We start from the raw sequence: 15,929 nt of genomic DNA, 5'->3' as shown, positions 1-15,929 counted from the left end.
AGATTTTATGGAAGTGAAATCTTGTAAATTTATTCAGCAAGGGGTTTTGGTAATGAAGGAACAAGACATGCAAATCACGCTTAGCACAGCAAAGAAGGTAAAACCACAAGCCGACCAGCTTGAGTTCGGTAAGCAGTTTACCGATCATATGTTTATTATGGATTACACCCAAGGACAAGGGTGGCATGATCCCAGAATTGTTCCTTATCAACCGCTCACATTAGAGCCGTCAGCGATGATCTTTCATTATGGTCAATCCGTTTTTGAAGGGTTGAAGGCATATGCCTCGCCGGAAGATGAAGTAATTTTATTCCGTCCCGAAAAGAATTTCCAGCGGTTGAATAGTTCAAACGGACGGCTATGTATACCGGATGTCGATGTGGACTTTGCCTTGAAGGCTTTGAAAACCTTAATTAGCGTTGATAAAGAGTGGATACCTCAGGAAGAGGGGACATCGCTATATATCAGGCCATTCATCATAGCGACCGAGCCATATCTAGGCGTTTCCTCCTCACACAACTATCAGTTCATAATCATTATGTCACCTGTCGGTTCCTACTATAAAGAGGGGATCCATCCCGTTAAAATAGCGGTGGAATCAGCCTTCACCCGTGCAGTGAACGGGGGTACTGGAGAAGCTAAAACTGGTGGCAATTATGCTTCAAGCCTCAAAGCACAAGAGGTATCCGAAAAGATGGGCTATGCCCAAGTCCTCTGGCTGGATGGTGTAGAGAAAAAGTATATTGAAGAAGTTGGAAGCATGAATGTATTCTTCAAGATTAACGGTGAAATCATTACCCCGGCTTTAAATGGCAGCATACTTCCTGGGATTACACGTGATTCGATTATTGAATTACTTAAACACTGGAATCTTCCAGTTACTGAAAGACGCATTTCCATGGAGGAAGTTTATGAAGCCTATAAGTCAGGTCTCCTGGAAGAAGCCTTTGGAACAGGTACAGCTGCTGTCATATCGCCAATTGGTGAGTTTTTATGGAACGGTGAGGAAATGATCGTTCAGAATGGAGAAACTGGTGAATTATCCAAAAAGCTTTATGATACACTTACTGATATTCAAAGAGGTAAAATTGAAGATGAGTTGAATTGGACAATGAAAGTTGAAGAAAAAGTCACTCAATGATACTTATTTTATTTCAAAAAGGTTTCGGGATGGCATTCCTTCCGAAACCTTTTTGAGTTTCGGAAATCACTTTTAGGATGACCTACCTTCCTTTAGCTGAGAGTATAGTGAGCAAGTCGCAAGATCGTCCTTTGGACACGTTAAATGTGTTATCTTTTAACGGACAGGTTTGCAAAAACAAGATAAGGAGGTCTATGTATGCCTAATCGTTCGAATGAAGAATTGTTGGCGGGTGGCAACGTCTCAAAAGTCTACAAATCAGGTGATACGGTGAGACGGGAATTGAAACCAAATAGCAATAGGATCCATGAATTATTAACGCATCTTGATCAGAAAGGGTACGAATACGCCCCGGAATTTTTAGGTATCGATGAAAATGGAAGAGAAATTATATCGTACATCGAAGGAGAAGCGGGCAATTATCCCTTGAAAAAGTATATGTGGTCAGATGATGTCTTACGGAAAATGGGCGAAATGCTCCGGCACTATCATGATGCTGTAAGCGACTTTTCGTTCAATGATGATTGGCCATCAATCGATCAGACCCCGCAACCTACTGAGGTGATATGTCATAACGACTTTGCGTTATATAATATTATTTTTCAAGAAGAAAGGCCAATCGGAATCATTGATTTCGATGTAGCAGGACCTGGTCCACGACTTTGGGACATAGCATATACCCTATACACTTGTGTACCATTAAGCAGATTTTATCTAAATGAAACAGGTGAAAAAGTTCATTATAATGCAAGTCAAGATGCGTATCGCATTAAAAACAGAGTTGGAATGTTTTTTGAATCCTACGGTGAAGGGATAGCAGTGAATTATCTGGAAATGGTCCTACTGCGACTAGAAGGATTATGCAAAACCATTACCAGAAAGGCGAGTGAAGGTGATCCTGCTTTTCAAAAGATGATAGATGAGGGTCATCTTGAACATTACCAACATGACATTGCATTCATAACCAAGCAGAGGGAGAACTGGGCTTGATTGTACCTTCCGTCCAAACAATTGGGTTTTTATGCATTTTAAGACCTTCTTTGAAGGTTTTTTATTTTTATATGATCATTTTGTTCCTTAGTGCAACTGCTACAGCCTCCGTCCGGTGTGTAACCCCTAATTTCCTGATTGCAGAAGAAATATGATCGCGGACCGTATATTCACTTACTTTCATTTTTGGAGCCATTTGCTTTAACCCCAAGCCATTGGCTAAATGCTGTAAGACCTCCACTTCACGTTTGCTTAAAAGGTATTGGGGAGAATCGGGATTGCAAGTCGAACTGACTGCTAGCTTCAAATAATGGGAAAGCATCATTAGATCATTCTTGGTAACCGGCTCATTGTGCTTTTTAGGGTCTACCAGGACGATGCCGATCACCGTTTCCTTGACAATTATCGGGATGATCGCCAAGGAAGCAATGTTAAATCTCTTTATGTATTTTGCAGGGATGGCGGATTTTGCATGCTGGAACGTTAAATATATCGGTTGATTATGGATGAATGGGATAGATATCGTGAATATTTTCTTTAACATGCTCTAAAGAAAAAGTATTTTCCCTTGTACAAGCACATATTCCTTCACCGATACCTGTTAAGCTTGAAAATAACTGAATAAGGAAGCTCGGTGAAATGGAAAAAAGTCCACACAGCCCCTTATGATCATTTGTGATTTGTTGGCGCCTTCTTTTTGATGGGTTATCTTTTTAACATGGTTCATGACAGTTTCCGCTAGCATTCGACTTTATTCCTCCCTACATTTTCAGTGCTGGTCGAGTCCCTACTAATATCTTACAATATTATGAAAGCCCTTACAATATTGAGGCTGCATAAACTAGAGGAGGAAGCGAAATGAAAAGAATGGGGTTAACGACTACGAGCCGGAGCTTTAGAGAAGATATCCTTCCGTTTAAACTTTACCAAAAGGCCAAGAAATTCGGCGTGTGGAATCCTCGTGACATAGATTTCAGTCAGGACAAAGAAGATTGGAAGTCATTCACTGATATCGAAAGGGAGGTGTTATTAAGGATCATTGCCCTTTTTCAAGGTGGAGAAGAAGCGGTTACATTGGATTTACTTCCGCTCATTTTGACAATTGCCAAAGAGGGCAGGATTGAAGAGGAAATGTACCTGACGACCTTTTTGTTCGAGGAAGCGAAACATATGGAGTTTTTTCGATATACACTTGATCAAATCGGTGAAAAAGGGGATTTGACGCTTTTTCACTCAAATACGTATAAAGCGATTTTCTACGAAATTTTGCCTGAGGCGATGGAGAAACTTTTAACGGACCAATCACCGGAAGCAATGGCAGAAGCAGCCACGGTTTACAACATGTTTACGGAGGGGGTTCTTGCAGAAACCGGATATTTCGGGTTTTATCAGACACTTGAAGCGAATAAAATGATGCCAGGCTTGTTAAAAGGTGTGGGTCTTTTGAAGAAGGATGAGTCACGCCACATTGCGTATGGGACCTTCCTTCTGCAACGGATCATCAGTGAACACCCACATATCTTCGACCAGGTCGAGAAGAGGATGGAAGAGCTTGCACCCATGGCCATTGCGCTGAACACGGAGGGATATGAGCGGTCAGGGAACCCTTTTGGTAACGACAAACAAGCGGTGTTGGATTTCACCATGAAACAGCTAGCTGTAAGGATGGAGATCTTGGCAAGGGCAAAAGGGAAGCGGATTGAGGAAATTTATCATAGCCATGAAAAGGAGTATGGGGTTTTATGATCGGTTGCTGAAATTCCTTTCAGTTACCCCGTCGATTGCGAATGAAAAAAAGGTTATAAAGGCAATGGGTAAGCATCGTCTATCAAAAAAAACAATGAATATGGGGTGGGGAAATATGGGTTTAGATAGTCTTTCTAATTTTTGGTTAAGGTCTTCAATTTATAGTGGTTCTAATTCACGTTCCCTCATACCGGGGCTATTCAAAGGTCTTGGAGCAAAACGGATCCTTCTCGTGAGTGACGAAGGATTGAAAAACGCTGGAGTTGTTAAAAAGGTTACCGAAGTTTTTGAGGATCCGACTTTAAATGCTGGTCCAGAAATAGTAGGGGAATTTCTCAAGGTAACACAAGATGCAGGAAGCAACTGTGTGAATGAAGCATTGAATTATGCTCGTGAAGTCCAAGCAGATGCGATACTTGCCGTTGGCGGCGGAAGTGTCATGGATACAGCTAAAGCGCTGAAATTTGGGCTATTTAAGGGAATCACCGAAATAAATGATGCAATACCAAGAGGTTATCTGTATGAGGGCTTTCCAAAAGCGCAGCCCATGAACATCCCTCATATATCCGTTGCAACGACAGCAGGGACAGGGTCTGAAGTGTCTCCCATCGCCGTCATATATAACGAGGATATTAAAGTGAAAATGAATATATATAATGTCTATCTAAGTTCCGATATGGCCATTCTCGATCCAAACTTAACTGTCGGTTTGCCGGCCCATATCACTGCATTTACTGGAGCAGATGCTTTGACGCATGCAATTGAAGCGATCGTTTCTCCACAAGCAACCTCTGTAACGGATGCCTATGCATTTCAAGCCATTCGTGTCATCGAAGAAAATTTACCCATTGCTGTAAAGGATGGAATGAATATCGAAGCTAGAATGGAAATGCTGCATGGAAGCATGATGGGAATCACCGCTTTTTCCAGTGCCCTGAATGCCATACCGATCCATAATTTCGCCCATGCGTATGGTGCATTATTCCGCATTCCTCACGGATTGGCCAATGCTGTTTTCCTGCCAGTCGTCATGGAGTCCATCCCTGATTTATACGTGCCCAAAATCCGTTTGATAGCTGAAGCTTTTAAAGTGAAATTTGACGATGAGGATGCAAAGGATATCTTGGCGAACGTAATTGAAAAGCTCCGTTTCTTTATGAGTGATCTTGGTCTGCCATCTGATTTCAGTGATTACCAGGTTAGCCAATTGGATGTTGAAAAAATTGTAAAAGCCGTCATGAAGGATCCAGCTGCCGCCAATTTTCCGATGTCCGCAGAATTGATAAAATCAGTTGCTTCGCGTGTTGCCCCTGTTGGAATCAATTAATAGATGTCAAAAAAACGGTACCTCAATAGTTAGTTGTAGTCTAACCATTGGGTGCCGTTCAATGTATGCCGCTTTTTTTGTTGGTCAAGCGATCGCTCTCATTTTTGTTCCTGAATAGTATGTTTATTCTTTCATTAACTTTTCCTGAGCCATCTTAACAAGCTCCTTGACCATTCCCCCGCCAAGCCTGCCGCCTATTTTGCCGTTTTCTTTTGCCGTCAACAAACCGTTATAGTCTTTTTTTAGCGGCACGCCGATTTCTTTCGCCACCTCAAACTTTGCATCCTGAGGATATTCCGTACCAGCCACCTTGGCCTTCAAGTCATCAAGCCCTTTTCTCGCTTCAGCAATCAGGATCTTATTTCTCCTTGCCATCATCCAAACCTCCTCTTTTTTTCTTAGGTTAACCTAAAAGCGGGAAAACAATTTTGGGTTTTCGGTATATTCCTTAAATGACAGTCATGTTAAGCTTGGAAAATTAATAGGATTATGTAAGAGAGCAAGAGCAAGAAAGTTTCAATTCATTTTGCGTGGGTACACATAGGAAAAACGATATAAGGAGAAACGTGATGCTGACTTCGAAAACAGGTTTATTGACCAAAGAGGATATGACGAATCCCGATCGAGTTCCACAATGGTTGTTAAAAGAATATCAAACATTCCATCAAACGGTGACTGATAAAACATTTCCTTGTTATTTTGGCATGAAGGCCGAGAATAAAGGAGAGCTGCGGTATGCTTACATTACGCAGAAAGATTGGTCGAATCTTCCAAAAGCGGTCGAAAGCTTTTTAGGTTTATTTCAGGAGCCGCCCTATATCAGGCACGGGCTGTTTGTCTTTATGGAGCCTGAGAAGGAAGAAGGAGATATCGAACTATACCGAAAGCGTTTTTGGGATATCCTGCAATTCCTGCATAAGGAGGACAAGAAACCTTGGCCGATTGAAAAGCCGAAAGATCCGGAACATTATTTATGGGATTATCATTTTGCCGGGGAGCCAATATTCGTCTTTGGTAATGCACCAGCATATAAACAGCGTAAAACCCGTGATTTAGGAAATAGTCTTGTTCTTGGATTTCAGCCGAGAATGATTTTTGAGGGGTTGGAAGGAACGGAAAAAGGCGGTATCATGTCACGTGAGAAGGTTCGTGAAAGGGTGGAAAAGTGGGATAATCTCCCTAAACACCCTGATATCAGCCACTTTGGGGATGTAAACCATAATGAGTGGAAACAATTTTTCATCGGTGATGATATCGAACCGATAAAAGGGAAATGCCCCTTTCATCACAAAGAACTACCTTAATCGAGAGCCATTGGTTCTCGATTTTTTTTTCATCCGTATTGTTTAAAACATATTTCTTGCCTAATTATCATTTCGGATTTATAATGTGATAGTATCGATTGCAGTTAATTCGAGATATATGGATTGACAGTATTTTACCAATATAAAAAACATTTGGGGGACCTGAAAATGTCTAAAGTGCTATTTGTTAAGTCGAACGACCGTCCAGCGGAACAATCAATAAGCGTGAAAATGTATGAAACGTTTTTGAACGCATACAAGGAAGCGAACAGTAACGATGAAATAACTGAACTGGATTTATTTGAATTAAACTTACCATATTACGGGAATACAGCCATCACTGCGCTATATAAACGAAGTCAAGGTATGGAATTGACAGAAGAAGAAGTGAAGATTGCTGATATCGTACAATCCTACTTAAATCAATTCCTAGCTGCTGACAAAGTGGTTTTTGCCTTCCCATTATGGAATGCAACCGTACCTGCTCCACTGATCACATATATTTCTTACCTTGCCCAAGCAGGTACAACATTCAAATATACAGCTGAAGGCCCGGTAGGTCTTGCTGGAGGTAAAAAAGTGGCATTGCTGAATGCTCGCGGCTCGGACTATGCGTTGCCAGAAATGAACGCTGCCGAAATGGCTGAGAAATACGTAACGATGAATTTAAATTTATGGGGCATTACGGACCTGGAAACGGTCATCATCCAGGGACACAATCAATATCCAGACAAAACTCAGGACATTGTTGCGAATGGATTGGCGAAAGTGGCCGAAACTGCAGCAAAATTCTAATGGTCTGAACGACAAAACCGGTATGTTTTTTAGCATACTGGTTTTTCTATGCAGATTTTTCGGAAAGTCGATTATAATAAAGGGTAAGGCTATCAAGCTTGAAAGGAAGTGCCATATGGAGTCGTATAAAACACGTGATGAGATCAAAGAAGAAGAAAAGTGGAATTTAAAAGATATTTATGACGATCAGGCAACTTGGGAAAAGGATTATCAGGAAGTTCTTAAGATGACAGAAAAATTAAAAACCTATGATGGCCAAATCAGCTCCGCTCAAGGCTTATTTGAGTATTTACGTTTAAGTGAGGAGCTTGGATACATCTATAACAAGCTTTATGTATTTGCCATGCTTCAAGCGGATCTTGATACAAGGGTTACATCCTCTCAAGCCTTACTCGATCGAGCAGGACAGCTAGGGCAGAAAATCAGTAACGCAACTGCTTTTTTCATGCCGTTTCTTTTGAGCCTCGAGGAACAAAAGTTAAAGGGGTACATAAAAGAGGTCGAAGGTTTAACATATTTTGAAGAAGATCTACTTGATTCGTATCGCTATAAAGAACATGTGTTAGCGAAAGAGCAAGAAGAGGTACTGTCCCAAATTGGCGAAGCCTTTTCTGCACCGCAAAAAACATTTGGAATGATTAATAATGCCGATATCAAATTTGGCGAGGTGACAAATGAAGACGGTGAAAAGGTGGAGCTTACCCGCGGGATGTATGCCAAATTAATTGAAGATGATGATCGAGAAAAAAGGAAAGAGGCTTATATCGCACATTATCAACCGTATTTACAGCTGAAAAATACGATTGCCTCCACACTTTCCACAGCAATCAAAAATAATGTGAACCTATCGAAACTAAGGCAATATCCTTCTGCCTTGGAAAAATCACTGTTTGGCGATCAAGTACCGAAGGAAGTATATGATAATTTAATTATGTCTACTAAACAAAATATCGGTCCCATGCACAAGTACATTCACTTAAGGAAAAGTCTGCTCGGCTTAGAAGAATTGCGTGCCTATGATTTAAGTGTGCCATTGGTCGAAGGAGCAAAAGAAGTGATTTCGTACGATGAAGGTTTCGCTTTGATGCTTGAGGCATTGAAGCCCCTCGGTGAAGAGTATATATCCATCCTGAAAACCTTTAAGGAAAAAAGATATATCGACGTCCGGGAAACGCCTGGTAAGCGGTCGGGAGCCTATAATTTAGGTCTTTATGGCGTCCACCCATACATTTTATTAAATCACCGTGATGATTTAGACAGCGTATTCACTTTGGCACATGAATCCGGACACGGAATGCATTCCTATTTTAGCTCGAAATACCAGCCGCAAATAACGGCAGGGTACTCCATCTTTGTAGCCGAGGTCGCTTCGACTGTGAATGAAATTCTGCTGATTCGCCATTTAATTAAGACTACAAAAGAAGTGCAAAAGAAAAAGCATTTGTTGAACCATTTCATTGATAGTTTCAAGGGAACATTCTTCACACAGGTAATGTTCGCGGAATTTGAAAAAATTGTCCATGAAAAAGCGGAAAATGATGAACCGTTGAATGCTGACGTTTTTAATACTGCTTATGAAACGATTTTCCGTACTTATAATGGCGAGGAAATAATTTTTGATGAAGAAGTGAAATATGGATGGTCACGCATCCCCCATTTTTATCGCCCATTTTATGTGTACAAATATGCTACAGGCTATGTTTCCGCGATTACGATTGCAGATAGGATTCTTTCTGGCGATCAAAAAGCACTCGAAACTTACTTGACCTTCCTGAAAAGCGGAAGTTCGGATTTTCCACTCGAGCTTCTTAAGAAAACAGGTGTCGATTTAACTAAACCAGAACCGATTGAAAATGCGATGAGGATCTTCAGCGAATTGGTCGATCAATTCACCGAGCTGACAAAAGGATGAACTAAACCATTTCTTCCAAAAGAGCCCATGGTATGTATCTGAAAAAAATGCTATAGTAAAGCTATTGGCATATGAGAGGCCCAATCTATTGATTGGGCCTTATTTTATATGAAAGATACTCCTTTGCGAAAAACAATGTCAAGGGAATTCAGGGGCAGCATTCACATCAGGGCCAAGCCAGTTGGCCAGTTTCTTTAATCAACGGCATATTTTGTGAGGAAAGTGAAAAAATGAATTCGACAGTTAATTATATAAAAGAATGGCAGCAGGCACTACAGCTGGAAATCCTGCACTTGAAAAAATTCGGCAGCACTAAATACCTCGTATCAAACGGCCATCTGCTCAATGGCGATGGTTCTTTTAGCTATTATTTCGAAACAGGCGCATCGATAAATATCCCAGTCGGTTCCATCGTCCGACTCGAATGGGGGGGAATCAAACAGGATGGAAGAATCCTTTCATCAGAAGGGAAAAGTATCATCATTGTTTTTGAACGCTCATTAGGCGATATGATCGGCGAAGCATTTTTATTCCATGATCCATGGGAATTGCTTGAACAATTGATTACCCGCTTGGATGAAATCAAGAGAAGCAAGAAGAAAAGGCTCCGAATCAAGAGGTTGATGGATCCTTCGATGCTGCCTAAGCATCCTGTAAGTGACAAACAAAGCAGCGTAAAAGAATTGTATGCACGTTCGAAGTTCAATCCCGTCACTTTTGTATGGGGACCACCGGGGACAGGGAAGACCTATACATTGGCACGAACCGTTGCCAATCACTATCTTCAGGATAAAAAAATATTGGTCTTGTCACATAGCAACCAGGCGGTCGATGTCATGATGGCGGAGATTTCTTCATTCATCAAAAAGAAAGAACGCTTCAAGGAAGGCGATGTCCTTAGATACGGTTCTCGAATCGGGGAAACGCTTGCCATTCATGAGGATATCGTTACAGGGACATTATTAGGAAAACATGAACCGTTGTTAGTGCAGGAAAAAGAAGAGCTTGCGGAGCAGAAACGGTTATTGAAACACGACTTGGCCGGTTCATTCAGCAAAAGGGATACTGATCAATTACTCGAATTGGAGAAGAAACTGGCAAAAGTATTGGAGAAGATCCGGCAAAAGGAAGTCCAATTCGTAAAAGAAGCAAAAATCATTGGAACTACCCTGGCAAAGGCCGCAAATGACGAAACGATTTATCAAAAGGAATATGATCTGGTCATTTTGGATGAGGCGAGCATGGCTTACGTACCCCAAGTGGCTTTTGCGGCAGCGTTATCGAAACATATTATCGTGTGTGGTGACTTCAAACAACTGCCACCCATTGCTTCAGCTCGTGATTCACTTGTGAAGCTTTGGCTGAAGGAAGATATCTTCCATCGTGCGGGTGTCGCTCAATCAGTGGAGGATGGGGAGCTTCACCCACATTTGTTCTTATTGAAGGAACAGCGCAGGATGCATCCGGACATATCGGCCTTTACCAATCGGGTCGTTTATAACAACTTCGTTGGTGATCATGATAGCGTTGCGACCAGCAGGGAAAGCATCACGCTGGCAGAACCGTTTGCAAACAAAGCAGCAGCACTTGTTGATACAAGCTTGTCAGGAGAATACTGCATGACCGAACGTACATCCCACTCAAGAATGAATGTTTGGCAATTGCTTTTATCGTTTCAATTGATTCATGAAGCGTATATTGGCGGAGCAAGGTCCATCGGTTATGTTGCACCATATCGTGCTCAGGCAGACTTGATGGATAAATTATTGGATGATTTATATGCTGAAGAAAGGCATACGGCCGATATCATCGCTGCAACAGTTCATCGCTTCCAGGGCAGTGAAAGGGATATGATGATTTTTGATACAGTCGACAGCTATCCGCAAAATCGGGCAGGTATGCTGCTGACGGGAAGAGAAAGTGAAAGGCTCATTAATGTTGCGATAACAAGGACGAAAGGAAAGTTCGTCCATGTATGTGATACGTCATTCATCAACAAGCATGTTTATCGAAGCAAGACACTTCGCCAGCTTGTCGATCATCAAACGCAAAATGATCAGGTGGTAACGAAAAAGGATATTGGAACATGGGTTAACCACCAGCATCCAAAGTTGCAATGGATGCATGCCCGGAAATTGGCGGATTTCATGGAAGATATCCAAACCGCCAAACGAGATGTGATCATGGCTATACCGGACTTGAAGAGTTTGCCGATAGAATGGCAGCAGCATTTGCTGAAACGAAGGCCAGAAGTAAAATTGACGATCATTTCAGCCAAAAGGAATGAGGATATCATTTCAGATTCTTTCATTTGTTTACCCGTTTCCTTTGCTTTTTTCATCATCGATAAACGAGTTGTCTGGTTAGGGTTGCCTGTTGAGTCCAATAATCGTGTCCAGCCACCATTTGTGGCAGCTCGCTTGGATTCGGAAATGATGGCTGATGAATTACTCTTTCAATTCAAAAAAAGTGAATAAAAAAGAATGGTTCCAACAATCAAGGGGCATTAAGGACTGTAGGTTGTCTACAGTCTTTTTTTACGTGTAAATCGAAGGTTCTTTGTAGTTTACTAAGTATCTTCCATAAATAACCTCGCCAGAATATATTATAGTCCGTGAATCCCCAAGTTTTGTATGAGCTCCTCATAATTTCAGCTAAGAACAACAAACTAAAATAATCAAGCAAGCTTTTTTAGGCGACTTCCGACTCGTTTTGTCTTACCATGAAGAGACGGAAGTCAAGAAGTGAGGGAAGATAATGAAACTGAGCATTTTAGATCAATCACCGATTGCATCGGGTCAGACCGCTCAAGAAGCGTTGCAGGCTTCACTGGAACTTGCACAAGAGGGAGACAGGCTTGGTTATCACCGCATCTGGTTTACTGAACATCATGACTTGGCTGGCCTGGCTTGCTCGGTTCCTGAGGTGCTGATAAGCTATGTCGGTGCTCAAACGAAGAATATTCGAATCGGATCAGGGGCTGTGCTGCTTCCGCATTATAAGCCATACCGGGTAGCGGAGACCTATAATATGCTTGCTGCCCTTTTACCAGGACGAATTGATCTTGGCATAGGCCGTGCTCCAGGTGGATCTGCGGAAGCAACGATGGCATTAAATGATAATTTTCTTCAAAATGTATATAAAATGCCAGAACGTGTAAAGGAATTGCTTGATTTCATTAGACAAGGTTCTTCGAAAGATCATCTTTTTTCAAAGTTTTCGGCTGCCCCCATTCCAAGCATTCAGCCGGAAGTATGGTTATTGGGAACAAGTGGAAAAAGCGCAATTCTTGCAGCAGAGAATGGAACAGCATACGCATTCGGTGAATTCATGAGTGAAAATGATGGAGTGGAGAGCTTGAAGCAATACCGGGAACTGTTCCAAATAAAAGGGGACCTGAAGGCTCCAAAAACGATCGTCACGGTTGCGGTCATTTGTGCAGAAACCGAGGAATATGCAAAGGAAATCGCTCTTAGCAACATGCTTTGGCAAATTCAAATTGGTCAAGGCGAAAAGAAAAAGGTTCCAAGTAAGGAAGAGGTAAGAAAACACGAAAAAGAAAAAGGATTGTTGGAGATGGACCATAAAAGAATGATCATTGGAACACCTTCTCAAGTGAAGCAAAGACTCCTGGATATTCGGGATAAATATCAAGCAGATGAAATCATGATCATGACCATCACCCACAAATTGGAGGACAAGCTGAATTCGTATCGCTTGGTTGCAAGGGAGCTTTTACATGGTTAAAATGCTTCAAGCATTTTGTGTGCATTTTATCTCCATTTTCTATATGATGACTTTGCGTCCAATTAATCATAATTGATAGAAAGAAGTTGAGGATATGAATGCTGATCGCCATCAAAAAACACTTAGCGACATTTCTTATTCCGTTCTGGACCTGGCTTCGATAGTTGAGGGCGGTTCAGTTTCCGGAGCATTTAAAAATACAGTAGAATTGGCCAAGCATGCTGAGCAATGGAATTACAACCGTTTCTGGGTTGCCGAACACCATAGCATGCCTGGTATCGCAAGCTCGGCAACATCGGTACTTATTGGCCATGTTGCTGGAAAGACAGAAAGGATCAGGGTCGGTTCCGGGGGCATCATGCTTCCGAATCATGCTCCGCTCGTTATCGCGGAACAATTTGGAACACTGGAAGCAATGTATCCTGGCAGAATAGATTTGGGGCTGGGACGTGCACCGGGAAGCGATCAATTTACCGCCATGGCCCTTCGCGGCGCCGAACGAAATAATGGTCAGGATTTCCCTGAACAGTTGGCCCAACTACGTAGTTATTTAGATGCTGATTCGAAACATAATCGGGTCCGGGCCATACCTGGTGAAGGACAGGATATCCCAATTTGGCTGCTGGGATCAAGCGGCTTCAGTGCTGCATTATCAGCACAGCTAGGGCTGCCATTTTCCTTTGCAAGCCATTTTTCCCCTGAAAATACTCAACCGGCATTAGCCCGTTACCGCAATAATTTTCAACCATCGGAAGTGCTCGATAAGCCATATGTAATGGTAGGGATCAATGTGTTCGCAGCCGATACGACGGAAGAGGCAAAAAGGATCGCTACGTCTTATCAACAGCAGTTTTTGAATTTGATTCGGAATACTCCTGGACAATTGTCCCCTCCAGTTGATACGATGGAGGGCATATGGACAGAATATGAAAAGGCCATTGTCATGAAACAACTGAACGCTTCCATCATCGGAAATCCGGAAGAAGTAAAAGAACAATTGCAAAGATTTTTAGATGAAACCCAGGCGGATGAAATGATCATTAATTCCGCTATTTATGATCAACGTGCACGCCTTCGTTCCTATGAAATCATTGCAGAAATCACTGGAATGAAATAAATCCCAATGTGAATGAGCTTGCAGATTACGTATCTGCAAGCTTTTTTATCAAATACATAACGATTGACGCTATGAACAAAAAGGCAGGAGAGAAGAATGAAACGAGACGAATCCCTTATATTTCACTTTACTGATAAACAAGGAGACATCAAGCCGCTATCCTTTACGAACCCAATAAAAATCTTTCGTGCATATAGCATCGAAGAGGTCCTTCCCCAGTTTCAAAAGGTGCAGGAAGAGGTAGAGCAGGGGCGTTATGCAGCAGGCTATGTTTCCTACGAAGCCGCACCGGCATTTGAAAGCTCCTTTCGAGTGAAGCATGCCGGAAACATGCCCCTATTATGGTTCGGGATTTTTGAGAAGCCGGAAGGATTACCGGAAAGTTCTTCTGGGGCATTCCAGTTGGCTGATTGGAAATCAGAAACGGATTCCGATTCCTATCGTGCCGGCTTTGAAAACATAAAATCAGAAATCAAACAGGGAAATACATATCAAGTGAATTATACTATGCGTTTACAATCCATGTTCGAGGGGGACGACCTCGCTTTCTTCGATCGCTTAATGAGAGCACAACAATCAAATTACAGTGCATATTTGAACGTAGGGACGCATCGGATCTTATCTGCCTCCCCCGAGCTATTCTTCCGATGGCAAAATGGACAACTCGTTACACGTCCCATGAAAGGAACGGTAAAGCGGGGAATGACACTGAAAATGGATCAAGACCATGCAGCCTGGTTAGAGGCTTCAGAAAAAAATCAAGCGGAGAACTATATGATTGTTGACCTGCTCAGGAATGACCTCGGAATGATTGCAGTCCAAGGAAGCGTACAAGTACCGCAGCTTAAGGAAATTGAAAAATACCCGACGGTTTGGCAAATGACCTCCACCATAACTGCCGACACGAAGCCAGACACAACAATCATTGATATATTCAAGGCGCTTTTTCCATGCGGATCGATAACAGGCGCACCAAAAATCAAGACGATGGAGATCATCTCCGAAATCGAGAACTCACCACGCGGGGTATATTGTGGTGCGATTGGATATATCACACCCGAATCCGAAGCCGTTTTTAATGTGCCGATCCGAACGGTTGTCATCGATGAGGATACAGGTAAAGCCGAATATGGAGTGGGCGGGGGGATCACTTGGGATTCCGAATTGACCGAAGAATATGAAGAAGCATTCTTAAAGGCTAAACTACTGTCAGCGGAAAGGCCTGCCTACAAGTTATTGGAATCGATTAAGCTTGAAGATGGCGTGTACCATCTGCTGGAGGAGCATATTGAGCGGATGAAAAATTCTGCGGTTTATTTTGGATTTCAGTTCCTTGATTCTAAGTTTAGAAATGAGGTCCAAAAGCATGCCGAATCAAATAAAGGCGAGCTGCAAAAAGTAAGAATCCTGCTAAATGAAAAGGGGGATTTTGAAGTTTCCAGTCAACCAATCAAGCCATTCGATTCAATAGTTCCTGTATCTGTCATCTTGGCGGAAGGCCCGATATCCAGCGGAAATCCATTTCTTTTTCATAAGACGACCAATCGTGCAGTATATGAAAAATTTCAAGCGAATCACCCTGACTACTTTGATGTCCTGCTGTGGAATGAAGAAGGGTTCATTACGGAATTCACGAACGGAAATGTAGTGATGAAGATCGGGGGCAACCTATTTACCCCTCCAAACGAAGCTGGACTCCTGGCAGGAACTTTTCGTCAGGATTTAATCACCAGAAACATCATCAAGGAAAGGGCAATTTCAAAGGATGATCTGACCATGGTCGAAGAAATATGGTTTATTAATAGTGTGAGAGGGATGTTAAAAGTTCATCTAACCTTCTGATCAGAAAT

13 protein-coding genes are annotated in these 15,929 nt (G+C 42.1%); 11 read left to right on the top strand and 2 right to left on the bottom strand.

What is annotated here, in order from left to right:
• Positions 1–52 precede the first annotated feature (52 nt).
• Both ABE28_RS12185 and ABE28_RS12180 read left to right on the top strand, forming a co-directional pair.
• Entirely contained in the window at positions 53–1,141 is a 1,089-nt protein-coding gene (locus ABE28_RS12185) for a branched-chain amino acid aminotransferase (protein ID WP_064464913.1), read from the top strand.
• Between the two features lie 198 nt (positions 1,142–1,339).
• The gene (locus ABE28_RS12180; RefSeq protein WP_064464915.1) at positions 1,340–2,131 is read left to right on the top strand and encodes a phosphotransferase enzyme family protein; all 792 of its coding nucleotides are present in this window, start codon (positions 1,340–1,342) and stop codon (positions 2,129–2,131) included.
• Positions 2,132–2,198: 67 nt separating this feature from the next.
• Here ABE28_RS12180 and ABE28_RS12175 read toward each other — a convergent pair whose 3' ends face one another.
• The gene (locus tag ABE28_RS12175; RefSeq protein WP_064464917.1) at positions 2,199–2,675 is read right to left on the bottom strand and encodes a response regulator transcription factor; all 477 of its coding nucleotides are present in this window, start codon (positions 2,673–2,675) and stop codon (positions 2,199–2,201) included.
• 314 nt (positions 2,676–2,989) lie between these two features.
• Here ABE28_RS12175 and ABE28_RS12170 point away from each other — a divergent pair, with 314 nt between their 5' ends.
• Both ABE28_RS12170 and ABE28_RS12165 read left to right on the top strand, forming a co-directional pair.
• On the top strand, positions 2,990–3,877 hold the full coding sequence (locus ABE28_RS12170; RefSeq protein WP_064464919.1) for a R2-like ligand-binding oxidase: 888 nt from the start codon (positions 2,990–2,992) through the stop codon (positions 3,875–3,877).
• A 115-nt stretch (positions 3,878–3,992) separates the two neighbouring features.
• Positions 3,993–5,204, top strand: a complete 1,212-nt coding sequence (locus ABE28_RS12165; protein ID WP_064465307.1) for an iron-containing alcohol dehydrogenase — start codon at positions 3,993–3,995, stop codon at positions 5,202–5,204.
• 123 nt (positions 5,205–5,327) lie between these two features.
• Here the strand turns inward: ABE28_RS12165 and ABE28_RS12160 are convergent, their stop codons facing one another.
• Positions 5,328–5,579, bottom strand: coding sequence for an alpha/beta-type small acid-soluble spore protein (locus tag ABE28_RS12160; protein ID WP_064464921.1), 252 nt, complete (start codon positions 5,577–5,579; stop codon positions 5,328–5,330).
• 194 nt (positions 5,580–5,773) lie between these two features.
• Between ABE28_RS12160 and ABE28_RS12155 the strand changes: the two genes are divergently transcribed.
• From ABE28_RS12155 to pabB, 7 genes are all read left to right on the top strand, one after another.
• Positions 5,774–6,508: a YqcI/YcgG family protein gene (locus ABE28_RS12155; RefSeq protein WP_064464923.1), complete on the top strand. Its 735-nt coding sequence runs from the start codon at positions 5,774–5,776 to the stop codon at positions 6,506–6,508.
• 168 nt (positions 6,509–6,676) lie between these two features.
• Positions 6,677–7,303: an FMN-dependent NADH-azoreductase gene (locus tag ABE28_RS12150; RefSeq protein ID WP_064464925.1), complete on the top strand. Its 627-nt coding sequence runs from the start codon at positions 6,677–6,679 to the stop codon at positions 7,301–7,303.
• Positions 7,304–7,418: 115 nt separating this feature from the next.
• Positions 7,419–9,215 (top strand): oligoendopeptidase F, encoded by a 1,797-nt coding sequence (pepF, locus tag ABE28_RS12145; RefSeq protein ID WP_064464927.1) that lies wholly within the window; start codon positions 7,419–7,421, stop codon positions 9,213–9,215.
• A gap of 230 nt (positions 9,216–9,445) precedes the next feature.
• Positions 9,446–11,692 carry an AAA domain-containing protein gene (locus ABE28_RS12140; RefSeq protein ID WP_064465308.1) on the top strand — a complete coding sequence of 749 codons (2,247 nt, stop codon included), beginning with the start codon at positions 9,446–9,448 and terminating at the stop codon, positions 11,690–11,692.
• A 280-nt stretch (positions 11,693–11,972) separates the two neighbouring features.
• Positions 11,973–12,962, top strand: coding sequence for an LLM class flavin-dependent oxidoreductase (locus ABE28_RS12135; protein WP_064464929.1), 990 nt, complete (start codon positions 11,973–11,975; stop codon positions 12,960–12,962).
• Between the two features lie 94 nt (positions 12,963–13,056).
• A complete protein-coding gene (locus ABE28_RS12130; protein WP_064464931.1) occupies positions 13,057–14,079 on the top strand; it encodes an LLM class flavin-dependent oxidoreductase in 1,023 nt (340 codons plus the stop codon).
• 96 nt (positions 14,080–14,175) lie between these two features.
• Complete coding sequence (pabB, locus tag ABE28_RS12125; protein WP_064464933.1) at positions 14,176–15,921, top strand: aminodeoxychorismate synthase component I; 1,746 nt, start codon at positions 14,176–14,178, stop codon at positions 15,919–15,921.
• Positions 15,922–15,929 lie beyond the last annotated feature (8 nt).

This window comes from Peribacillus muralis (assembly GCF_001645685.2).
Lineage (GTDB): Bacteria > Bacillota > Bacilli > Bacillales > DSM-1321 > Peribacillus > Peribacillus muralis_A.
Note: the sequence above shows the minus strand (reverse complement) of the source record. Positions and strands in the feature narration are given on the sequence as shown.